The 21,821-nt window shown below is 46.8% G+C and carries 20 protein-coding genes; 10 read left to right on the top strand and 10 right to left on the bottom strand.

Annotated elements, in window-relative coordinates; all coding sequences use genetic code 11:
* Positions 1 to 130 precede the first annotated feature (130 nt).
* The 7 genes from H6F77_RS05245 to H6F77_RS05215 all read left to right on the top strand — a co-directional run bounded on the left by H6F77_RS05245 (position 131) and on the right by H6F77_RS05215 (position 7,486).
* Complete coding sequence (locus H6F77_RS05245) at positions 131 to 1,435, top strand: GAF domain-containing sensor histidine kinase (RefSeq protein ID WP_190486067.1); 1,305 nt, start codon at positions 131 to 133, stop codon at positions 1,433 to 1,435.
* A gap of 117 nt (positions 1,436 to 1,552) precedes the next feature.
* Positions 1,553 to 2,203 (top strand): DUF3386 domain-containing protein, encoded by a 651-nt coding sequence (locus H6F77_RS05240; protein ID WP_190486065.1) that lies wholly within the window; start codon positions 1,553 to 1,555, stop codon positions 2,201 to 2,203.
* A gap of 143 nt (positions 2,204 to 2,346) precedes the next feature.
* Positions 2,347 to 2,589, top strand: a complete 243-nt coding sequence (locus tag H6F77_RS05235) for a NifU family protein (RefSeq protein ID WP_190486063.1) — start codon at positions 2,347 to 2,349, stop codon at positions 2,587 to 2,589.
* An 82-nt stretch (positions 2,590 to 2,671) separates the two neighbouring features.
* Positions 2,672 to 4,900 carry a glycoside hydrolase family 57 protein gene (locus H6F77_RS05230; RefSeq protein ID WP_190486060.1) on the top strand — a complete coding sequence of 743 codons (2,229 nt, stop codon included), beginning with the start codon at positions 2,672 to 2,674 and terminating at the stop codon, positions 4,898 to 4,900.
* 220 nt (positions 4,901 to 5,120) lie between these two features.
* Positions 5,121 to 5,774 (top strand): carboxylesterase family protein, encoded by a 654-nt coding sequence (locus H6F77_RS05225; RefSeq protein WP_190486058.1) that lies wholly within the window; start codon positions 5,121 to 5,123, stop codon positions 5,772 to 5,774.
* A 120-nt stretch (positions 5,775 to 5,894) separates the two neighbouring features.
* On the top strand, positions 5,895 to 6,722 hold the full coding sequence (dapB, locus tag H6F77_RS05220) for a 4-hydroxy-tetrahydrodipicolinate reductase (RefSeq protein WP_190486056.1): 828 nt from the start codon (positions 5,895 to 5,897) through the stop codon (positions 6,720 to 6,722).
* A 47-nt stretch (positions 6,723 to 6,769) separates the two neighbouring features.
* On the top strand, positions 6,770 to 7,486 hold the full coding sequence (locus H6F77_RS05215; protein WP_190486102.1) for a DUF8619 family protein: 717 nt from the start codon (positions 6,770 to 6,772) through the stop codon (positions 7,484 to 7,486).
* Positions 7,487 to 7,885: 399 nt separating this feature from the next.
* Here H6F77_RS05215 and H6F77_RS05210 read toward each other — a convergent pair whose 3' ends face one another.
* The 7 genes from H6F77_RS05210 to H6F77_RS05180 all read right to left on the bottom strand — a co-directional run bounded on the left by H6F77_RS05210 (position 7,886) and on the right by H6F77_RS05180 (position 15,186).
* On the bottom strand, positions 7,886 to 8,515 hold the full coding sequence (locus H6F77_RS05210) for a precorrin-8X methylmutase (RefSeq protein WP_190486054.1): 630 nt from the start codon (positions 8,513 to 8,515) through the stop codon (positions 7,886 to 7,888).
* A gap of 206 nt (positions 8,516 to 8,721) precedes the next feature.
* Positions 8,722 to 9,525 (bottom strand): TPM domain-containing protein, encoded by an 804-nt coding sequence (locus H6F77_RS05205; RefSeq protein ID WP_190486051.1) that lies wholly within the window; start codon positions 9,523 to 9,525, stop codon positions 8,722 to 8,724.
* Between the two features lie 260 nt (positions 9,526 to 9,785).
* Positions 9,786 to 10,445, bottom strand: a complete 660-nt coding sequence (gene nblB, locus H6F77_RS05200; RefSeq protein WP_190486049.1) for a phycobilisome degradation protein NblB — start codon at positions 10,443 to 10,445, stop codon at positions 9,786 to 9,788.
* 169 nt (positions 10,446 to 10,614) lie between these two features.
* Entirely contained in the window at positions 10,615 to 11,073 is a 459-nt protein-coding gene (locus H6F77_RS05195) for a CBS domain-containing protein (RefSeq protein WP_190486047.1), read from the bottom strand.
* Between the two features lie 193 nt (positions 11,074 to 11,266).
* Positions 11,267 to 12,319, bottom strand: coding sequence for a M42 family metallopeptidase (locus tag H6F77_RS05190; protein ID WP_190486044.1), 1,053 nt, complete (start codon positions 12,317 to 12,319; stop codon positions 11,267 to 11,269).
* 41 nt (positions 12,320 to 12,360) lie between these two features.
* Positions 12,361 to 13,452 carry an SGNH/GDSL hydrolase family protein gene (locus tag H6F77_RS05185; protein ID WP_190486042.1) on the bottom strand — a complete coding sequence of 364 codons (1,092 nt, stop codon included), beginning with the start codon at positions 13,450 to 13,452 and terminating at the stop codon, positions 12,361 to 12,363.
* Positions 13,453 to 13,800: 348 nt separating this feature from the next.
* Positions 13,801 to 15,186 (bottom strand): S-layer homology domain-containing protein, encoded by a 1,386-nt coding sequence (locus tag H6F77_RS05180; RefSeq protein ID WP_309228805.1) that lies wholly within the window; start codon positions 15,184 to 15,186, stop codon positions 13,801 to 13,803.
* A 102-nt stretch (positions 15,187 to 15,288) separates the two neighbouring features.
* Between H6F77_RS05180 and lepB the strand changes: the two genes are divergently transcribed.
* Positions 15,289 to 16,014: a signal peptidase I gene (gene lepB, locus H6F77_RS05175; protein ID WP_190486040.1), complete on the top strand. Its 726-nt coding sequence runs from the start codon at positions 15,289 to 15,291 to the stop codon at positions 16,012 to 16,014.
* Positions 16,015 to 16,044: 30 nt separating this feature from the next.
* On the opposite strand, the gene H6F77_RS05170 is transcribed toward lepB, so the two are convergent.
* Together H6F77_RS05170 and H6F77_RS05165 are read right to left on the bottom strand one after the other, a co-directional pair.
* Positions 16,045 to 16,590, bottom strand: coding sequence for a ComEA family DNA-binding protein (locus tag H6F77_RS05170; RefSeq protein ID WP_190486038.1), 546 nt, complete (start codon positions 16,588 to 16,590; stop codon positions 16,045 to 16,047).
* A 52-nt stretch (positions 16,591 to 16,642) separates the two neighbouring features.
* Complete coding sequence (locus tag H6F77_RS05165) at positions 16,643 to 17,038, bottom strand: NINE protein (protein WP_190486036.1); 396 nt, start codon at positions 17,036 to 17,038, stop codon at positions 16,643 to 16,645.
* A gap of 563 nt (positions 17,039 to 17,601) precedes the next feature.
* Here H6F77_RS05165 and H6F77_RS05160 point away from each other — a divergent pair.
* On the top strand, positions 17,602 to 17,919 hold the full coding sequence (locus H6F77_RS05160) for a DUF1825 family protein (protein ID WP_190486034.1): 318 nt from the start codon (positions 17,602 to 17,604) through the stop codon (positions 17,917 to 17,919).
* A gap of 82 nt (positions 17,920 to 18,001) precedes the next feature.
* Here H6F77_RS05160 and H6F77_RS05155 read toward each other — a convergent pair whose 3' ends face one another.
* Positions 18,002 to 19,915: a transglycosylase domain-containing protein gene (locus H6F77_RS05155; RefSeq protein ID WP_190486032.1), complete on the bottom strand. Its 1,914-nt coding sequence runs from the start codon at positions 19,913 to 19,915 to the stop codon at positions 18,002 to 18,004.
* Positions 19,916 to 20,550: 635 nt separating this feature from the next.
* Between H6F77_RS05155 and tyrS the strand changes: the two genes are divergently transcribed.
* Entirely contained in the window at positions 20,551 to 21,780 is a 1,230-nt protein-coding gene (gene tyrS, locus H6F77_RS05150) for a tyrosine--tRNA ligase (RefSeq protein WP_190486031.1), read from the top strand.
* The last annotated feature ends 41 nt before the right edge of the window (positions 21,781 to 21,821 follow it).

The raw sequence follows: 21,821 nt of genomic DNA, 5'->3' as shown, positions 1-21,821 counted from the left end.
AAAACTTGTTTAAACTCGTTAGTACTGGTCGCAATGCCGGAGTTAATTCCTAACTGTTTTAAGCTCGATTGTGGCTAAATATCTGCAAAAGGTTTCTACGCATAGATAAGTCTATTGGTTAGGAGGGGCTGTGACTGAGGAACTTTCGGCTCAATACCAAAAACAGTTGACCCAAATCGCCAAAAATATCCGTTGCACCCGCGACATAAATATAATTTGGCAGCAAACTGTTCAGGGGCTTGGAAAAGCTCTAGAAGTCAGTCGTTGCATAATTTGTCCTTATAAAAATTCCAGCTCGGAAGTACAGGTAATGGCTGAGTATTGTCAGCAGCCATTTACTTCGATGTTGGGTGGGGTAATGACTGTGGCTGAGGAACCAGAACTAACACAGGCATTAACAACTAAAGAGCCGATTGTACTGGATACTCCTGAAGGTGTTAAGGATAAATTTGAGAGATATACGCTTCTGGCGATCGCTACTTGCTATGAAGATCAACCAAATAGTTTGATTGTGTTGCATCAATGCGATCGCCTGCGCCAATGGAATGCAGCTGAAATTGAATTTGTACGAGAACTTGCCGACCAAGTAGGAGCTGCTTTAGCTCACGCCACTATCTACCAAGAATTACAAGAAGCTCGCGAACAAGCACAAGCAGCATCTCACCTGAAAAAAGAGTTTCTAGGCACTATCTCCCACGAACTCCGCACGCCGCTCAATGGCATGATTGGCTTCCTCAGCCTAATTTTAGATGATATGGTGGACGAGCCAGACGAACAAAGGGCATTTATCGAAGAAGCTCACCGTTCATCTCTACGTTTGCTGAACATTATCAATGACATTTTGGACATGGGTGAGCCGGATAAAAAAGATTTAGAGCTAGAACTGGGATCTGTAAACTTAAAAGAACTGTTGAGCGATACCGAACATCTAACGCGGCAAAGCGTACAGCAGAAGCACTTAGAATTGATCGTTGAAAAGCCGCCAACCCGCGATGAAATTCTGCTTTACGGTAACTACCGAGCGCTTCTCCAAATCATGTTAAACATTGTGGGAAATGCTATTAAATTTACCCCCGATGGTGAAATTACTATCAGCACTAAGATTGTTAAGAAGAAAATTCGCGTCCGCAACCAGCAACTCCCAGGTATGGTGGAAATTGCCATAGCTGATACTGGCATCGGGGTTCCTATCGACAAACTAGATAAACTATTTGGACTTTTTACTAAAGTAGATGGCTCCCTTACCAGTCGATATGCTGGGACTGGCTTGGGACTAGCTATCTCGAAAAAGCTTATCGAAGCAATGAATGGTGAAATTAATTTTTACAGTATGGGTGAGGGACTAGGCTCGACCGTAACTTTCACCATACCGCTGTATCAAGAACCAGTAATGATTTCTCCGCAACAAACAAGCTCGATGAATATATTAATTTAGAGCGATCGCCATGAGTCTACACAATGGCATCCCGCTTTTCCATCCATTGGGGGCGATCGCGCTGTAATTACCATGCAAAGATTTTTAAACTAGAGATGTTGATTCACTCAAGGTTCTATGACTGAGCAAACAAACGCTCGCGATTTGTTTCGGGCTGCATACGAAAACCGCTATACCTGGGATGCTGGCTTCCCCGGCTACAGCGCTGACATAAAACTGAAGCAAGGTGATGAAGTCTACGAAGGCAAAATTCGCATCAACAAAGACCTCAGCGTGGAAGTCACTGGTATCGAAGACGAAACCGTGAAAGAAAGCGTCTATACCCAGTTGAGGGATATTGTCACCCACCGCAAACGGGCAGATTTTGAAAAGGCTCACGGAAAAAATCAATTCAACGTGGGACAAGAAGACTCCACTGGTGCGGTGGAGATTCTAGTCCAAGGCGATGCGATGGGGTCTAACTACAAAATCCGGGGCAAAGAAATTTGCCAGGTCAGCCGAGTCATGGGTCGCATGGCTTTTGTCATCGATACCCAAAAAAGCTTAGACACTGGTAAAGGCTACGTTTCCAGTCGCTACGATGTTGTATTCCGCAATCCCCAGACTGGCGAGACGATCAAAGAAATGGAATTTGAGGATAGTTTCTCAGAAGTTGGCAACTACTGGGTAATGACTCGTCAGGTTATTCACTCAAACGAGCAAGGTCAGCGGATTACAACCGAGTTCAACTTTTCCAACGTCAAGTTACTCGAACCTGTGGCTGTTTAAGATTGCAAAGCCATGAATGGCGCTTGGGGATGAGTTTCCTCAAGCTCCGCAATCTTTTTTGTCCAGTTGGACTAGGATCGACATAGCTGCCTAAAGCGTAGCGATCGCTCTTCGCACGAAAGAATCGATAAGGTAAACAAACCATGTCTCAAACACTGGCACTCACTTCTGAAAACGTCGAACAAGTTCTCGATGAACTGCGCCCTTACTTAATGTCCGATGGTGGCAATGTGGAACTCGTAGACATAGACGGGCCAGTTGTCAAACTACGGCTGCAAGGAGCCTGCGGTTCTTGTCCCAGCTCGGCTATGACCCTGAGAATGGGCATCGAGCGCCGCCTGCGCGAATTCATCCCTGAGATTGCTGAAGTCGAACAAGTAATCTAGGTAGTCTTGAGTGTTGAGTATTGAGTTTTGAGTTTAAAGGCTCTAACTTAACACTCAACACTCATAATTCATACCTATCCCTATGCCTCATCCCTTATACGTCGCCTTCATCTGGCATCAGCACCAGCCGTTGTACAAATGTCGCGACAGCGTATCGATTGCCCCAGGCCAATATCGCCTACCTTGGGTGCGGCTGCACGGTACGAAAGATTACCTGGATTTAGTGCTGCTGCTGGCAAATTATCCCAAGTTACATCAAACGGTTAATTTAGTTCCTTCTCTGATTCTGCAACTAGAGGATTACATTGCTGGCACTGCCTTCGACCCATACCTAACAGTTGCCCTGACTCCTACAGAACAGTTAAGTCGGGAACAGCACCAATTCATCGTCGAACATTTTTTTGACGCCAATCACCATACCCTGATTGACCCCCATCCCCGCTATGGCGAACTTTACCATCAACGACAGGATAAAGGCGCAGCTTGGTGTTTGGAAAATTGGAGCCTGCAAGATTACAGCGACCTGCTAGCATGGCACAATCTTGCTTGGATCGACCCTCTATTTTGGGATGACCCAGAAATTGATGGATGGCTTAGACAGCAACGAAATTTTACCCTGAGCGATCGCCAGCGAATTTACTCAAAACAGCGAGAAATCCTCAGCCGCATAATACCGCAACATCGCCAAATGCAAGAGGCTGGGCAACTGGAAGTTACCACCACACCTTACACTCACCCCATATTGCCCTTACTTGCAGACACAGACGTGGGACGGGTGGCGATTCCCAATATGACCTTGCCACAAAAGCGCTTCCAGTGGGCAGAAGATATTCCCCGGCACTTACGAAAATCCTGGGATATGTACAAAGACAGGTTTGGCGTCGCGCCGCGTGGCTTGTGGCCTTCTGAACAGGCAGTCAGTCCCGCAATTTTGCCTTACATAGCCGAACAGGGGTTTAAGTGGATTTGCTCGGATGAAGCAATATTGGGTTCCACTCTGAAATATTTCTTCAACCGCGATGGTGCGGGGAATGTTTGCGAACCGGAATTACTTTATCGTCCCTATCGCCTGGAAACTCCTCACGGCGACTTAGCAATTGTGTTCCGCGACCACCGATTATCAGACTTAATTGGTTTTAGCTACGGGTCGATGGAACCGGGTCGCGCCGCCGCAGATTTAGTAGGACACTTGGAAGCAATATCCCGCAGCCAACAACACCGACAACCAGACCAACCCTGGCTGGTGACAATAGCCCTAGATGGGGAAAACTGCTGGGAACACTACTACCAAGATGGCAAACCCTTCCTGGAAAAGCTTTATCAGACACTTTCCCAGTACGAGGATATTAAACTGGTCACAGTTAGCGAATTTCTCGAACAGTTTCCAGCGACAGCAACCCTACCATCTGACCGATTGCACAGCGGTTCTTGGGTGGATGGCAGTTTGACTACATGGATTGGCGACCAGGCAAAAAATCGTGCCTGGGATTTGTTAGCAGAGGCGCGACAAGTTTTAGCAAATCATCCAGAAGCCACAGAAGAAAACAACCCCGAAGTTTGGGAAGCCCTATATGCTGCCGAGGGTTCTGACTGGTTCTGGTGGTTTGGGGAAGGTCATTCCTCCAACCAAGACGCCATGTTTGACCAGTTATTCCGCGAACACCTGAGTGGAATCTACCAGGCTTTGAATGAGCCAATTCCCCAGAATTTAAAGGTAGGTGTGGAAATTCACGACGTTCGCGGCGACCACCGACCAGAGGGATTTATTCACCCAACTATAGATGGATTGGGAGATGAGCAGGATTGGGATCGAGCTGGTCGCGTCGAAATTGGCGGGTCGCGGGGGACGATGCACAAAAGCAGTGCCATTCAGCGGCTGTGGTACGGGGTTGATCACCTGAATTTTTATCTGCGGCTGGATTTCAAAAGTGGGGTCACACCTGGTGTTGACTGCCCGCCTGAGTTGAATTTGCTGTGGTTTTATCCTGACAAGACTATGCACAACAGCCCAGCGCCGTTAGCGAATGTACCCGATGAGGCGCCTGTGAACTATATGTTTCACCACCAACTAGCGGTTAATTTACTGACGCGGACAATTCAATTTCAGGAGGCTGGGGAGAGTTATCAGTGGCATCCCCGTTTCAGTCGCGCTCAAGTGGGTTTGGATAAGTGTTTGGAGTTGGCTATACCTTGGGCAGATTTGCAGGTTGGCCCAGACTATCCGCTACGCTTGATATTGGTTTTGGCGGATCGCGGCAGTTACCACAGCTATCTGCCTGAGAATGCGCTCATTCCGATTGATGTTCCGTAGGAGATTTTTACCCCCTGATAACTTGGGGGGTTAAGAGGCACGAACCGCAGAGGTAGCAGAGGAAGAGAGGTGCGATCGCGCCTTTCTTCTTCTGTTTTTGATCTAGATGCGATCGCTCTTTTCCCACAAGGTCCAAGTTGCTGAACTTCGAGGTAGTGAAACTTCTGCAACGCGCGATCGCGAGGTTATTTTGGTAATAACTTATTTAAGGGAAACTCTTATGCAACCGACGCAAGAAAAAATTAATCAAACTGGCAGATACAACTACCTGCTGTTTCGCCCAAGAGGTTATGAAGAATTAGAACAACAATGGCCTTTAATTTTGTTTTTACATGGCAGTGGCGAACGTGGCGATAACTTAGAGCGAGTGAAAATACAGGGGATTCCCAAGATGCTAGAGCAGGAGAAGCATCAGAACTTCCCATTTATTGTTGTCTCTCCACAATGTCCTGAAGGGGAAACCTGGTCAGCCGAGCTATTGAGCGCTTTTCTGGATCGGTTAATGGATGCCTACTTTGTCGATCGCAGCCGAGTTTACCTGACTGGTTTAAGCATGGGCGGGCATGGAACGTGGAATCTAGCCGCCGCGCAGCCGCAACGCTTTGCTGCCGCTGTGCCCATTGCTGGTCGCGGGAACCCCGTCACCGCAAACACGCTCAAAGACCTGCCAATATGGGCGTTTCACGGTGCGCGGGATCGTAGAGTCCCCATAAAAGGGTCGGAAGCAATGGTGGAGGCGATTAAAGCCTGCAACGGTAAGGTGAAGTTTACCGTCTACCCGGAAGCCGACCACGTTGAATCGTGGGAACAAGCATACAGCAATCCGGCGCTGTACGACTGGTTGTTGCAGCATCGGCGCAGTTCGCGTAGTTAAATTTGTCCGTCTGGGGTTCAATCCCCGGCTTGGTAGAGAAGGTGATTTATCGCGTCTCCAAGATGAGCGATCGCTCCTCAATCTAAAATACCCTTATTGAATGAGCGCAATAATTAAAGTATGACTACTCAAACTCCTATCCCTGTCGTTGTTAACGGTGCTACTGGCAAAATGGGCCGCGAGGTTGTCAAAGCCGTTGCCCAAGCACCTGATATGACGCTTATTGGCGCAATTGACCGCAATCCCGAATACATTGGCAAGGATATCGGTGAAGTTGTTGGCTGCGGCGCTTTAGAAGTTCCAGTTCTTAACGAACTGGAAAGTACTCTGTGTATGGCTGCCCAGGAAAAACAAGTGGGGGTGATGGTAGACTTCACTCACCCTAAAAGCGTATATAACAACGTGCGAGCTGCGATCGCTTATGGCGTTCGTGTTGTGGTTGGCACTACTGGCATGACTCCTGCACAAATTCAAGAGCTTGCGGAATTTGCCGACAAAGCTAGCACTGGTTGTTTAATTATCCCCAATTTCTCAATCGGGATGGTCTTGCTTCAGCAAGCTGCCATCCAAGCATCCCAATACTTTGACCATGTGGAAATTATCGAACTCCACCACAATCAAAAAGCCGACGCACCCAGCGGTACCGCCATTCAAACTGCCCAGATGCTATCTGAATTGGGCAAAATTTATAATCCACCATCTGTGGAAGAAAGTGAAAAAATCCCTGGTGCTAGAGGCAGTCTAACAGAGGATGGCATCCGCATTCACAGCATTCGCTTACCTGGTTTAATTGCCCACCAAGAAGTAATATTTGGTGCCCCCGGTCAAGTTTACACCTTGCGCCACGATACAAGCGATCGCTCTTGTTATATGCCCGGTGTCCTATTATCCATCCGCAAAGTCCTCCAGCTAAAATCCCTGGTCTATGGCTTAGAGAAAATTCTGTAGCTGGCTAATTGCAATTACCAATTACCAATTCTCCATTACCCAAACTGATGCTAGTCCCCCTAACACGCCAGAAATTTGAACAAATAATTCCCCTAATTGCGACTGGCCCCCAGTACGCATATTACTGGGGCAAATTCGCAGATTTTTTAAAGCGATTGATGATTTCTGTTGTTGCTGTCACCGTCCTTTTTTTCACCTACAAAATCGTGGGAGAGGGATTTGGTGGACTCATATTTTTCCTGGGCATCTTTGCTGGTCTATATTGGCTGTGGGGGCCTATATACTGGGCAAGCATCCGCAATGCTGGTAGCCGCCGCTACTTGTATGCTGGGTTCTGGCGCGGTCGAGTGTTAGATATCTTTGTGTCTGAAGAATTGATTGGCGAAGAGCAAACCGTCAACAAACGGGGCCAGTTAGTAATTATTGAAAACCGGGAACGTCGCCTTAACTTAGAAGTGGGTGACGATAGTGGTTTCTCTACAGCTTTGCAAGTACCGTTGCGCCGCCTTCATAAATCGATTAGGCGCGGTCAGATTGCTGAGATGGTAGTTATGTCGAATCGCCCAGACCTTAGCAGCATTGTTAAGGTATCTGATATTTACATTCCCGATCTGAATTTATGGGTAAGTGACTATCCTTATATGCGTCGAGATGTGTTTTCTCTCGTCAGCCGCAAGTTGGAGAATACTGATGACGAATATTATCCATCAAAGCAAGAGCGTAAACCCAAACGACGCAAGCGCCAGCAGACCGATAGGCTATGAATTACTCAGGGCGATCGCTTTCAATACAACTTCTAGCGGCGGTCGATAATATTAACTTTGAATCCTATAATTTTGTGAGCTATAGGAATAGCTAGAGGTCTTTGAACCAGAGGGATACATCTCTAGGGGCGCAAAATTTTGCGCCCCTACCGAGCAAGCGTATAACTACAACGGAAAACTGCTATATTTGCTTATTAAAAGTTTTCAATATTGGAATTATAAACAAACTGATTTAAATATACTTTAATAGTTAAACTAAATATCATAAAAATGATTATTTACCAGAATAAATATATTTAAAAATCAAAATTTATAGCATTTTTTTATGCAAGCAACAGTTAAAAGTTTGCCAATTATCTGCTGTTTGCATAAAACAATTAAAAACAAAAATGATATCTACTACCCCATATTGTGGGGAGCTTGACCGTAGGCTTGCCATGCCAAATCTACTAATCCGCTGACAATAGCAGATGCCACAACAGAACTGCCCTTGCGACCTTCAATGCGGATGTGAGGAATGAGAGAATCTTTCAGCCTATCTTTGGCAACATCCACATCGATAAAACCCGAAGGCGAACCAATGACCAAAGCAGGTCTAATTTCCTCAGCTTCAATTAGCTCGACGAGTGCAGTAAGAGCAGTCTGAGCCTGACCAACAACAAAAATACCTTCTGGATAACGTTTGGCTAAGGTTTCAATACCCCAAGCCGCACGAGTTTTTTCTTTTTGCGGTCGTGTAAGTGCTTCCATACTGCAATACACGGGGTTAGCGAAGGTGCTTTGGATTTGGGGGGTGATGCCAACTTGTACCATTGGCGCATCAACCACAATAGTACTCCTAGCCGCCAATGCTGCTGCCCCAGCTTGTAAGGCACGTTCAGAAAAACGAATTAAAGACTTATATTCAAAATCAGCTGTGGCGTAGATAACCCGTCGCACAATTTCGTATTCTGCTGGAGAGAATGCGTGGTCGCCAATTTCTCGATCGATAATTGCCAAACTTTGGGCATCTGTTACGTGCCATTCCATCGTAAGTGGGCTTTTTATACGCTATGGGGCTGCAAAGAGCGAAGCTTATATCTTTTCCAAGATTGCTTCTATCAGCTTTCAGCTTATCAGACTGAGGATTTTAGATTTGAGATTGTAACTGCAAGTGAAAATCTCTTTGCGTTGCAAGCGTAGCACAATATACACATACCCCCCTATTGAGGGGGGCATCTAAAAGCCGAAATTCTCTAAGTCTCAGAAGTTGTAGACTGAGTGAATGTGGGTGAGAGGTAAGCCACCAAGGCACCAATTGCGAACCCGGCGACGTTGCGAAATAGAGGCAACCATTCTGAGGTTCGGGTGACAACTGGGCCAACACCGAAGGCAAGAAACAAAATTCCCCATAGAGGCGAGAAAATTAAAGCCCACTGCCAAGCAAAAACCTGTCCCTCTTTGCGGGGTATGGAGGCAAAGCCAAAGATAACTCCGCCCAATGTAGAAGTAATCAGAGTGAGAATCCACTGCTCTTTTGGCAGTCCGGGTACAACGCTGCAACCTCCCCGGCGCAGACAGGTTTTGAGCGTTTCTAAAGCTCCAAGGATGGCTCCGTCTTCGCCGTTTTCCCGCACGTAGTACATATTGCCGAACCGAGTTTGTAACTCAATCCAGAAGGTACGGGGCATCATTTTATAGATTGTATCGCCGACATTGAAGTTAAGAATATTGCCGCCTCGTGTATCAGCTACGAGCAAGATGCTTTTATCGTCTAGATGCCAAAAGTCTCTGACGGCGCGACCGGGGGTGCGGTCAAATTGGGTCAAAACTCTGAGCTTCCAGCCTGTTTCTGCTTCAAAGCTTTCTAAGTTTTTAGCTAGCGCCTCTTCCTGAGTAGCGGTAAGGGATTTGGCTAAGTCAATGATTGGGGTGGGGGCGTTAGGCAGTAAGTTGGGGTTGTCGTAGGCGTAGGCGACGGGAGCAATTGCCCAGAGGGACAATGCTATGAAAAATGCGGCCAAGGATACCAAAATTCGTTGGGGAAAGCGTTGCTGCATCGTGATGTTATATTTCCAGTCTCAAGTGTGTGCGGACAAGAAGGATATATTTCTGTACGAGAGGAATAGAAAAGTAATAATTTCTTTACACAACTTTACTTTACTTTAATAGTAGTAGCATCGCAAAGCATCCAGGCAATAGAGATAGCTAGTAGTAAGCAGAGGGCAATATGTGGGTAGTGCGCTGTGAAAGTATTGACAGAAAGCCCCAGATGCAAGTAGATGCTCTGGGGCAATGCGATCGCCAAAAGTGGTTAGACTTATTTCAAAGAAGCTTGAGCCTCTTGTGCGACTTGCTCAACTTCATCTTTAGCCAAAGTTTCTATAACTTTGCGTGCCTCATCGCCACCCAGTCGATTAAGCGCCTGTACGACTCTGTAGCGAATTTGCCAATCTTCATCTGTTGCATAGGGAACGAGCAGAGAAACCGCACGGCTATCGCCAAGTTCCCCAAATGAAGAGACAGCAGCAGTTCGTATCAGTTGATTTTCAGAAATGAGAGCGGACTTTAGCAGCTCAAAAGCACGGCTGTCGCCCATTTCTCCCAAAGCGGCAATAATGCTGAACTGGACGAGCCACTCAGGGGAATTTTGGTAAAGGCGCTGCATATCTTCAAAAGCATCTGTCATCCGCAACGCACCAAGGGCATCAGCGGCGGCAGCTTGAACGTCGGGTTCTGAGTCATTAAGCAGGCGATCGCGCAAAATTGTGAAAGTTTTAGATAAATCCTGCTCTCCCAACGTATCCAGTTGGCTGATAGCAGCATATCTCACCCTCGTGTTGCTGTCATTAACAACAGGCTGGATCAACTCAAACGCTATCGCTTTTTCTAACTGGCGCAACTGATTAATGCCGCGTAAGCGCTCGCCAAAATTCTCAGAATCCAGCAATTCTTTCACAGACTCAGGAGTAACGGTCATATCAAGGTTGGATTTTATATTTTGGATTTTGATTTAAGGTAAAGAGGAAAACAATGCTCAAACACACATATTTAGTGTATATGGCAGGTTAAACTGGCTGTTGCAAAAGGGGGTTTGATATTCTTCCAACTAACAAAGAATAGCGAATGGGCGAAACTGAGCGATCGCATTACTCCGCCGCCATTGCCCGCACAATATCTCCCCGCGTCAGCATCCCAATCACCAAACCCGCAGCATCAATGACTGGCAAGCGACGGATGTTCTTGTCATGCATCAACTTCGCCGCTTCCCGCAAGGGTTTATCCGGTTTAATGGTAATTGCCTCCGATGTCATCACTTCCCCAACAGTTTGCCCCAAAGCCTTGTGGAGTTCTTGTTCGTAGCGACCTGGGTTTTCCAGATAAATAACGCTATCTAGAATCATGAAATATGGTGGCGGCGTCGCTCCAGTTTCCCGCCACATCAAGTCAGTTTCGGAAATGACACCCACTAATTTGCCCAGTTCATCGACAACTGGCAAACCACTGATGCGTCGTTCCGCTAGGATTTGGATAGCCTCCTTGAGAGGCGTTTGGGGCGATACCACTATGGGGTCGTGGCTCATAACGTCGGCAACAGTTTTGGGCATATTTTCACGTGAGATCAATTACCTCGCTTTATTGTAGGCAATTGCGGGGATCAATTTTCAGGGGAATTGGTAATCGTAAATTCGGCGTCCAGAGTCTGGAGTCCCCATTCCTTGTAGAGGCGCCCATTTATCGCGTCTCGGAGTCTGAGGAAAGGGAGCTTAAACTCAAAACTCAAAACTCAAAACTCAGAACTCAATCCCCATTCCCCAGTTCGCAGTAGGCGCGGAGGATTTCGGCGCAGTGAGCAATCGCTCCTAGATGAGCAATCTCGTAGCCATGAGTGTTCTGCGTAGGAAAAGACAAACAAGCCGCACGACCAACATGACCAAATTTCATCGCAATCGAGGCATCGCTGCCAAAACCAGCGATCGCCGCTAGCTGGATGGGAATATTAAGCTTATCCGCTACCTGCCGTATCTCCCCATTGAGATCTTCATCGTAGATGCCATAGCCATCCTGGGAAAGCAAGACGGGCGCACTGCCATCTACAATTGGATACTCTGGCGCTAGGGGGCAAATTTCTAAAGCAATCAAAGCATCCAACCGCTGGCGTTGAGTAAAGTACACTGCGCCAATTGCGCCTACTTCTTCCTTAGCTGAAGCCACAAGATAAGTATCGGCTGCTGGGTTTTTCACAGTTTCGGCGAGGGCTAACAAAATAGCTACAGAAGCTTTGTTGTCGAGAGTGTAACTAGCAATATAATCTTTTAACCGGATTGGGTGCTTGCGATGCTTGCCTACAACCATCCTGGTTCCCGGTCGAATCCCAGCTTCTTCTAGTTCTGCTAACGTGCATTTAGTTTCAACCCAGGCGTTTTCCCACTCTAGAGCTTTATCGCCTTGTTGAGATTTTTGGGGAGATTCGTGGGAAACGTGGCGCGAACCAAAGCTGAGAATACCGTTAATGGTTTTATTGTCGCCAAGTAAGTCTACGACGCCTTCACCATAGACCCAAGGAAAAGCGCCGCCTAATTTGCGGACTTGTAGTTGTCCAAAATCGCTAATACTTTTGACAATCGCGCCAATTTCGTCTTTATGGGCAGTAATGGCGATCGCTCTATCTTTATTCCGACCGGGAATTTTTGCGATCGCATTCCCCGCCCCATCCATCCAAGCTTCCACTCCCATAGCAGCAAATCGACTCATCAACAGTTGGTCAATTTCTGATTCAACACCGCTGGGGGAATGGTGCAAAACTAACTCTTCAATAGTCTTAAAAAGATCGTCGTAATCTAATAAAGCCATGAGGGGGAGCAGTTGAGCTGCGTAGGGTGGGCACTGCCCACCTAGTATAGCTTTGCGTGGCTTTTAACTGGGCTGGTTTTTTGGCGTTTTTGCTTAAACCCTGAGACAGCACCTAAAGCACCAAACGCGAGTATCGCCAAGCCAGCAGTAGGTTCGGGGACGGACTTAGAGTTTAAGGCTAAATATGCCGTTTCGGCGACTAACTTGTGACCAGCAGTAGTAGGATGAAATTCATCCCAGAATAAGTATTCATTGGGGCGATCGCATACGTTGTAGATAAAATCTACGGGGTTTTGGAAGTTGGTTAGGCAAGGCTGCGTAACATTAGTGAAACCATATTGTGATGGATTAGCGATCGCGCTATCAAACAAGGAATTAACATCTACAGATATAAGATTAATTCCCGTCAATGATTGACTCAAATTGTTGACAGTCTGAGCCAAACCAGCATTATGCCCAACTGATAATTGGTTTAAACCATTAGAAACATCGCTACCGCGACTAAGACCTACAGGCGTATTTCCTAAATCTGGCAAATTAGGTACTAAGAAATTTCGAGCGCCGAGGCTAAAAAGCGAAGTTAATGCTGTCGCTAAATTAACCACTGGTTGGGTAGGATTTGTTGCCCCACCAAGCAAATAATCGTTGCCACCTGCCCACACAACATATAGCGCATCAGGGTTAGCGGACTTACCGCTTGTTGCAAGGCCATTTTTAAAGTAATCGATTTCTGTTTGCAATCCTGGGAGAGGAAGGAAAGGAAGATTGGCAACATTATTACTTCCCGTCGTAGCACCGCCGAAAGCGAAATTAACGCCGTCGCTAGGGCTATTACCAGGAAACCCTTGAGTGTAGCGAGTGGGGGTTAATCCTAATTTATTTCCCAGTTCTTCCACCCAGATAGGGCCATTGGAAAAACGTCCTTGATAGTAGGGAGGGCTTTGGGGAAAAAACCCTAACGTTTTGTCGCGAACATTACCAGGATCGGAGAGGCTGTCACCAAAAACATAAAGCTCATCGAACTTCAAATTTGCTGCTAGTGCTTGTGTTGGCAGAACAGCAATCAAGGTGACAGGTAACGCACTCAGAACAAATGCCGAACGTACTCTAGAAAAAACTTGCGTGGATAACATCGTGGTTTTAAGGCAGTGAAAATACTTAGGAAATTGCTTCTAGTTATTCACCTGCCAATTTACAAGGAGACTCTTACAAAAGTTTATCTCTAAAGGAAGTTTATTCTGGTTCCTTAGCTCTAACCTGGGAATTACATTAAGCAAAATTCAGCTAATATTCTTTGGCTCTTTTGCTAGTGTTATAGCACTTTTACAAAGATACCTAGCGGTTTTGGTAATTGCGGCTAAACAAACAAAGCCTGCGGAGGCAGGCTGAATTGAGTCCCATCGTGACTTCGTTTTTATAGCCACAGACTTAGACCGTGTGGGCAATTTCCAAAACCGGAATCTCGCAATTCACTAATTTCCCTATTGACTAGGAGAAGGTGAGGGCGTCACTTCCGGCGTAGGTGAAGGCTGACTGGGTTGACGCTGTAACTGCAAAGCTTCTTTTGCCGATACCCCTTCACCCTGCGAGCCAAAGTACCACAACACCGCCGCCGCCTCAGCCCTTGTCACGGGTTTCTTTGGCTGAAAAAGCGTCGTATACCCCAACAAACGCCGGATATTGGAGGATTCCGCATTCTGGAAATCCACCAAAACTGCCCGCAACGCTTTTGGTTCAATCTTGCCAGCGTCCTGGAATCCCCAAGTTTGCTTAACTGCATCAACTGAAGCATTGGGCAAATTCTGGCGAGTATCGAGAGGCACTTTCCACAAAATCAAATTTTCTCTCGTCAGTTGATTGCCGGGACGAAATAAAACAGCGATCGCATCCCCAGTTAGCGGACTGGGAATTAACCCAGCTTCTGCCAATCCTTGAATGGCTGCAAAATCTGGGTCTGTGCGGGGTACATCTTGGAAAGCAGGTTGACTTGTTGCTGATGCCAAACGAATTAGTTTGCCTGGATTATTGGCATGAATTTGATTATTAGCTGCAACCAGCCAACGGGCATATTCGCGACGGCTGATAGGTTTATTAGGCTCAAACAGAACGGCGCTAGTGGCTGAGTTACTCTTAGAACCAGTTGCGTTGATATTCAGTACACCTAATGCTGCCAAGTCTGCGATGTATGGACGCAATTCTTGGGGTGCTTTATTGATATCAGTGAATGCTGATGTGCCAGCCGAAGAAGTTGGTGATGTGGTAGGTTCGCTAGCAGTAGGGAGCGCAGGACTTTGAGTATTGGTTGGCGAAGGAAAGACGCTTGGGCGGGCCAAATCGGGAGCGCGAGCGCTTTCTCCACTGTCGCGGTTATACTGAATGGCCAACTGGGTCGTACCTGTAGCTGTAGCGTCGGGAACTAAGCCAGTTTGAATAGATACCGTCACCCGCAAGTTATTCTTACGAGCCACTAAAGTATTTGTCGGTGCATTACTCCCGGCAGTTTCGGCTGGCTGGTTGACAATTTCCCAATTGTTAGATTGAAACACCTTTTGATAAAAGTTCTGAACTAAATTGCTGGGGTCAGCGGTAGTCCACCTCGCCTCCCCGCTTTGAGCAGATTGCAGTTGAGCCTCTGGATAGATGGGAATGTCACTGGGAAAATCTGCTGGGATTTTAACTGCGTTGGGCTGGGGAGAATTGCTTGGAGACGGAGTACCAAAACTACCGGAACCGTCTTTTAGAGCCGGATCTGCCGCCACCAGTCGCTGAAGCGCTTCACCAGTTGGAGTATTGGCGCAGGATGTTAAAGATATTGCCAGGGAACCGATTAGGCCAGTAAGTACAGCAGGACGTAAAATAAGTAGCACGGCCAACAAAATAACGAGTCTTTATTCCTAAGCTAGCACTGACAATAGGATCTAATCCGGAGAGCGCGTGCTATCGTAAGACTTCAGCAAAAATTACATTCTATGGCATCTGAGCAAAAGGATTTAGCAGCAGCCAACGAGCCTCTAGGATTTGCTAATTCGTCAAATCCAGCTAAAGGAGATGCTTCTGCACAAAGTAGCGTTAATCCCAACAGTCCTAGTTTAGCTGACGAGGCTAAAGTATCGGCGCAAACGGCTGTAACTGCATCCAACAATAGTGTTAAAACTCCCGACAAGTTGCCTCTAGGGTGGCGCGTGGGTGAAAATTTACAAATTTTATTGATAGCGCTATGTTTGGCGCTTTTTATTCGGACTTTTGTAGCAGAGCCTCGATTTATTCCCTCTGAGTCGATGCTACCAACGTTAGAACTAGGCGATCGCTTGGTTGTAGAAAAAATCTCTTACCGCTTCCGCGCACCGCAAACAGGCGAAATTGTTGTCTTTGACCCGCCCAAGCAACTACAAATTCAGGGCTACGCCAAAGACCAAGCTTTTATTAAGCGCGTTATCGGTGTTGAGGGTAATGAAATTAAGGTTGAAAAAGGGAAAGTTTATATAAATGACGAGCCGCTGAAGGAAGAATACATCGCCGAACCCCCCGATTATCAGTGGGGGCCGCAGATTGTGCCTAAAGGCCAGCTGTTTGTCATGGGAGATAATCGCAATAATAGCAATGACTCTCATGTATGGGGCTTTTTGCCCAAGCGCAATGTAATCGGTCACGCTTTCTTCCGCTTTTGGCCGAGTAATCGCATTAGTCCGGTTTAACTTGAGAAGAAATCGCCCAGTGCTTGTTTTCTAGAACTGTAGATAGTGCATTAACTGGGCAGTTAACTTACCAGGAAGCGATAAACGTTGCTGGAAATCAACTAAGTTGCGATAATTCCCCGCAGCAAGACGGTTTTGCACTACTGCTTTGGCTAGATGAATGTCAACATGGGGAATTTTTGTAAGTTCCTCGAAAGATGCAGTGTTGGGATTTATTCTAGGGACGTTGTATATACTTTCGGTGTCGTAGTAATAAAATCTGAGCAGAGGTTCTAGGGGTTTTAGCCTAGCAATGGGCATACTCAGTGCTGCGGCAATATCTTCTAAACATAAAAATTGTACGCCTGAGTGGGAGAGGGAAGAGAGCGATCGCGCCTGATGAATGGATAGACCAGGTAGTCTCAGCCAATCATCGACAGTAGCTTGATTGACATCAATTTTCATACCCAATTCAGCAGCGATCGCAATTTCCTCTGACGATTGCAGCCGATAATATGGGTCGTTCAAAATCCGGTTGCGGACGGTGTGTAAGTTCGGGTTAAACGGTGTCTTGTGCAGCCAGCTAAAAAGTGCCATAGTCCCCAATCTTTGTAAAGACGCCAATTCATCGCGTCTACCAGTCTCCAACTCAGGCTATGCGATCGAGCCATTGACGGCGCTTTTGTTCAAATTCATATTCTGAGATTAACCCATCTTGGCGGAGACTATCGAGCTGGCGTAAAGCATCGGCGATCGCGCTTACCTCTGAGGGGTCAATTCCCGGGTTGTTCTGGCGGCTGTTCTTTGGGGACGAGTCCTCGCCTAGATTAAAATTGCGCTCAAAGTCCAACTCATCTTGTGCTAAGTACCAAACCGCCTCAATAGCACTAGCAACGTGGGGGATGGGAGTCCAAGACAGGAGTAAATAGACAAGACCCCACATCGGCTGACCCAGATAAAATTTGTGTAGTCCCGAAATAGGGATTACAGTCCCAGTGAATGCCAGAATTGCGGCAAATTTTCGACTTTTTGGCTTAGTGAACATGGGCGGCGATCGCGGCGTCGGGTAAAAGGCTCTATGTTATATTTCAATCCCTAATAGAGTTTTTGACCACTGTCCGCACAAATTTTATAGCAATTTCCCCACTTCTTTGTAGCTCCTACAGGCGCGATCGCGCTGTTGGGTGAAGGAGGGGAGCAAGTAGGATGCGTGTCTAATTTATTTCATTTTTATCTTTAAAAATAAGTGGTAGAGAGCTGCCTATCACTTATATTTTTACTGTATCTAACTTAACTGAAAGCTGCTAAAGCAACTATGGCGCTAGCCCAGGACAGTTAATTACAAGGAAAAATTAATTTTTCCTTAGTGCGACCTATTAGGGTCTTCTTTTCTAGCAAGACATCACCTACATTGCACGCTTTGGGCGGGAGAGTAGCCTTAGCGAGGCAGGATTGGAACAGCTTTGCCTTAGCACCATAGCAAATTATACGGAAAACCGAATTAAACCGAATCGAATGCAACCTTACTGCCTGAACTAAAATTATATTTAAACCAATCAAACTACCCATCCGGGTGAGCGATTCTGTTGATGGCAAGGTGGGAAGGCAATGGGATTTTTTGATTCAGAAATTGTTCAGCAAGAAGCCAAACAGCTGTTTGAAGACTATCAATCCCTGCTCAAACTGGGCAGCAGCTATGGCAAGTTTGATCTTGAAGGAAAAAAGATTTTTATAGAGCAGATGGAAGCCATGATGGATCGATATCGAATTTTTATGAAAAGATTTGAGCTATCAGATGACTTCATGGCCCAGATGACTGTGCAGCAACTCAATACCCAACTGGGTCAATTTGGCATTACCCCCACGCAAATGTTTGACCAGATGAATATGACCTTAGAGCGGATGAAATCTGAATTGGAAAAGTAATACTAAGTATTTTGGATTTTAGATTTAAAAATAAAATCATCGGAGGCGGAGAAACTCCGACCTCCGCAAAATCCAAAATCATTTAGGGTCTTTCAAATTTTGAAGGCGAGGGGAAGTATTCGACAGGCGTACCCTTTAACGCTGTTGCCATGAAATCTCGCCAGATGGGAGCGGCATATACACCACCCGTTATACCACCTCCTAAGCTGCGGTTATTATCTTTCCCAATCCAAACAGCAGTTGATAGCTGCGGTACATAACCCACAAACCAAACATCTTTTTCGGAGGATGTCGTACCAGTCTTGCCAGCTGCCGGACGGCCTATCTGCGCGTTTTTACCAGTACCGCTAGTAACTACCCCCTGTAGGGTGCTGGTAACCGAAGCAGCGGCCCAAGGATCGAGAACTAGCTTTGGTTTGGGCGTATTATCAAGCAACACGTTGCCACTACTATCAGTGACTCGCGCAATAAACGTTGTGGGCGAATACCAGCCATTACTCGCAAAAGCGGCATAACCGCCAGCCATTTCCAGAGGTGTTACGCCAACAGCCCCAAGAGGTAAGGAAACTACAGGTTCAATAGGACTTTCAAAGCCAATGGTTCTTAGAGTTGCAATTACCTTATCCAGGCCAACTTTCCGTCCTATAATAACAGCTGGAACATTTTGCGATACGCGCAAAGCCTCGCGGATGCTCATACCACCAGAGTAACCGCCGCCATAGTTTCTAGGAGAGTAATAGCCGCCACCATCGCGATAGCTAATCGGGCCATCGTAAACCCACGAATTGGGCGTATATTTGCCACTGGCAAAAGCTGTGTAGAAGACAAACGGCTTAAAAGCAGATCCGGGCTGGCGGCGGGATTGAGTTGCACGATTGAACTGACTCTTTTTGCGATTGACGCCGCCGACCATTGCTTTAACAAAATGTGTTCTAGGATCGACTGCTACTAGAGCAATTTCGTTGTTATAAACTCCATAGCTTTCGAGCCGATTGTGCCAACGAGACACTTTCCTTTCCGCCATCTGTTGGAATGTAGCGTCGATGGTAGTTTGGACTCGCATCCCCCCTTTTTGTACAATGTCTGCACCAAAGCGCTTATTTAACTCAGCAAGAACAGCGTCAGTGATGTAAGGCAGTTCGCTGCTCTTCCAAGAGGTTCGCTCGGCGCGTTTAATGGTTTGCTTGAGAGCAGCGGCTTCATCTTGGGGGGTGATCCATCCCACCTCGCGCATCCGGCTTAGAACCAGTGCTTGTCGTTGTTTGGCAATTTTATAGTTGACAAAAGGACTGTATTCTTCGGGAGCTTGAATCATCCCCGCCATCATCGCAGCTTCGCCCAAAGTTAGCTCTGAGGCTTTTTTGCCAAAATAGCTTTGGGATGCTGTTTGGACACCATAGTTGTTGTGACCCCAATACACCTGATTGAGGTACATCTCCAAAATTTGGTTTTTGCTAAAAATTTGCTCTAAACGGATAGCCAGAACGGACTCTGCCACTTTACGGCTAACCGCACGCTTCTGTGAGAGAAAGAGATTTTTCACCAACTGCATGGTGATCGTCGAGCCGCCTTCCACAACCGAGCCTTTCTCCCAGTTGGCTCTAAGTGCCCTAGCAACGCTGTTAGGGTTGATACCGTGGTGGAGATAAAAGTGGCTATCTTCAATCGCGAGAACAGCCCGCTTTAAGTTAGGAGAAATTTTGTTAAGGGGTACAACTTCGCGATTGGCTTCGCCGTGAATGCTGGCGAGTTGTTTACCCTTGATGTCGTAGATGTAAGTAGTTTCGGTCGGGGCGTAAGTGCGGAGAACGCGCACGTCAGGTAGGTTGCGGAAGCTAATCGCTAAACCTACTAGGCCACCAGCAATGACCGAACTGGTTAGCATGGTGATGCCAAGGAGGGTTCCGCCCGTTACCTTGCCAACTCCTTGTGCAAACTTAAAAATCGGTGGTGATGGCTCTTGCGGTTGTTTTTGGTCAATTGTGCTAGACGACACGACGATTCACTTCCTCACTAAAAAGCGTATGGGAGATTAGGCAAACGGGTCAGGACTCTTTATTAGGATTGCAGATATTCGTAGGTAGAGCCGCGATCGCGCAGACCTTTTTTCCCCCATCGACTGTGGGAGAATGGCCAGACCTACTAGGAAACTGATACACTACCGAATCATCATAATTACACCGACAAATTAAAGTCTGTAGATTAAGCATCGATTATGGTAATTTTTGCAAATTATAAATGAGTATGGAACCATATTCCTTGATGGAGATGCTAAAAAAAGTACAGACAAGATTATGTTAGAGTCTAACTCAGGTCGCAACGCCGCGCGATCGCCGGAGCAAACCTATAGCACTAAAGGGCTTGGCTGTCACCGTTGCTAAACCTTGTATTAAAGATAGCGCCCTTCCATAGGCTTTGGATAGCGTAATCGCTCCTGCTGCTGCTGAATCTTAAATACTTAAAGCCCAGCCCTAATTCAGGAAAGATTAACACGCTTAGTCACTCGCTTGACGATTCCCTGCTACATGAATTTTGAGAGTAAGATTGTCAAAATAGTCGTGCCCCCCTTACATTGGCATACTACTCGCAAGTAAGCGATCGCATAACACAAACAGTTATTTTTCCCAAGATATGACCGCTAGTGAATCCTCAAAGCCTGTCCTCGCTCAAAGCGAAGGAACGCCAGAAAACCTCGCTTGGCTATACCGGGGTGCGTGGGAAATTTTTCCCAACCAGCCAAACTCTAAAGACGCGAGCGAGAATTTGGCGGCTCGGCTAGCCCAAACTGACCGACCTTTACGGGTTAAGTTAGGCATCGACCCCACAGGCTCAGATATCCACTTGGGTCACAGCATACCTGTCCGCAAGCTGCGAGCTTTTCAGGATGCTGGTCATACCGCCGTCCTAATCATTGGTGACTTTACCGCACGAATTGGCGACCCAACTGGTAAATCTGAGGTGCGCCGTCAACTAACTCCGGCAGAAGTAGCGCAAAATGCTCAGACGTACATTAACCAAGTGCGTCCAATACTAGATTTTGATACACCCGGACGCCTGGAAATTCGCTATAACTCCGAGTGGCTATCCTCGCTGGATTTGGCAGAAATTCTAGAGTTACTCTCCACAATGACAGTGGGGCAGATGCTAGCTAAAGAAGGGTTCTTCGATCGCTACCAAAAAGAAAACCCAATTTTTCTGCACGAGTTCCTCTACCCGTTAATGCAGGGTTATGATTCTGTGGCAGTAGCAGCAGATGTGGAGTTGGGCGGTACAGACCAGAAATTTAACATAGCTGTTGGCAGAGACTTGCAGCGGCATTTTGGCAAGCAGCCCCAGTTCGGCTTGCTGCTACCGATTTTGATCGGTACGGATGGCGTGCAGAAGATGTCAAAGTCGCTAAACAATTATGTGGGAGTATCGGAACACGCGACTCCGATGTATCAGAAGCTAGAAAAGGTTCAAGATAATTTGTTGGAGCAGTATTTTGAACTGCTGACAAATTTGCCCCTCGACGAACTACCCTCAGCACCGCGCGATCGCCAGCAACTTCTCGCGCACGATATTGTCAGGCAGTATCACGGCAAAGAAGCAGCCGATAAAGCGAGGTCGGGAGATACGGAAACAGGAATACCCGAATTTTCCCTCTCGCAGGTGCAATTTCCGGTTAAATTGTCCTACATTATCAGTGCCAGCGGCCTGTGTAAAAGTAATGGGGAAGCACGGCGAGAGATTCAAGGCAAAGCAGTTAAATTAGATGGCGATCGCATCGATCAAGTCGATCTCGCCTTCGACTCCCTCGAACAACTAGCAGGACGCACGTTGAGTGTGGGTAAAAAGCGATTTGTTCGCCTGGTGGGTTGAGTTGAGCTAAAAATTAGGATAAGTATATCCTCCAGCGCCTA

This window comes from Microcoleus sp. FACHB-831 (assembly GCF_014695585.1).
Taxonomy (GTDB): domain Bacteria; phylum Cyanobacteriota; class Cyanobacteriia; order Cyanobacteriales; family FACHB-T130; genus FACHB-831.
The sequence above is the reverse complement of the archived record's forward strand: the minus strand, read 5'-3'. Positions and strand labels throughout refer to the sequence as shown.

Coding starts and splice junctions, on each gene's coding strand:
- H6F77_RS05240 (WP_190486065.1), top strand. CDS start 1,553: ATGACTGAGCAAACAAACGCTCGCGATTTGTTTCGGGCTGCATACGAA.
- H6F77_RS05235 (WP_190486063.1), top strand. CDS start 2,347: ATGTCTCAAACACTGGCACTCACTTCTGAAAACGTCGAACAAGTTCTC.
- H6F77_RS05230 (WP_190486060.1), top strand. CDS start 2,672: ATGCCTCATCCCTTATACGTCGCCTTCATCTGGCATCAGCACCAGCCG.
- H6F77_RS05225 (WP_190486058.1), top strand. CDS start 5,121: ATGCAACCGACGCAAGAAAAAATTAATCAAACTGGCAGATACAACTAC.
- dapB (WP_190486056.1), top strand. CDS start 5,895: ATGACTACTCAAACTCCTATCCCTGTCGTTGTTAACGGTGCTACTGGC.
- H6F77_RS05215 (WP_190486102.1), top strand. CDS start 6,770: ATGCTAGTCCCCCTAACACGCCAGAAATTTGAACAAATAATTCCCCTA.
- H6F77_RS05210 (WP_190486054.1), bottom strand. CDS start 8,515: ATGGAATGGCACGTAACAGATGCCCAAAGTTTGGCAATTATCGATCGA.
- H6F77_RS05205 (WP_190486051.1), bottom strand. CDS start 9,525: ATGCAGCAACGCTTTCCCCAACGAATTTTGGTATCCTTGGCCGCATTT.
- nblB (WP_190486049.1), bottom strand. CDS start 10,445: ATGACCGTTACTCCTGAGTCTGTGAAAGAATTGCTGGATTCTGAGAAT.
- H6F77_RS05195 (WP_190486047.1), bottom strand. CDS start 11,073: ATGCCCAAAACTGTTGCCGACGTTATGAGCCACGACCCCATAGTGGTA.
- H6F77_RS05190 (WP_190486044.1), bottom strand. CDS start 12,319: ATGGCTTTATTAGATTACGACGATCTTTTTAAGACTATTGAAGAGTTA.
- H6F77_RS05185 (WP_190486042.1), bottom strand. CDS start 13,452: ATGTTATCCACGCAAGTTTTTTCTAGAGTACGTTCGGCATTTGTTCTG.
- lepB (WP_190486040.1), top strand. CDS start 15,289: ATGGCATCTGAGCAAAAGGATTTAGCAGCAGCCAACGAGCCTCTAGGA.
- H6F77_RS05170 (WP_190486038.1), bottom strand. CDS start 16,590: ATGGCACTTTTTAGCTGGCTGCACAAGACACCGTTTAACCCGAACTTA.
- H6F77_RS05165 (WP_190486036.1), bottom strand. CDS start 17,038: ATGTTCACTAAGCCAAAAAGTCGAAAATTTGCCGCAATTCTGGCATTC.
- H6F77_RS05160 (WP_190486034.1), top strand. CDS start 17,602: ATGGGATTTTTTGATTCAGAAATTGTTCAGCAAGAAGCCAAACAGCTG.
- tyrS (WP_190486031.1), top strand. CDS start 20,551: ATGACCGCTAGTGAATCCTCAAAGCCTGTCCTCGCTCAAAGCGAAGGA.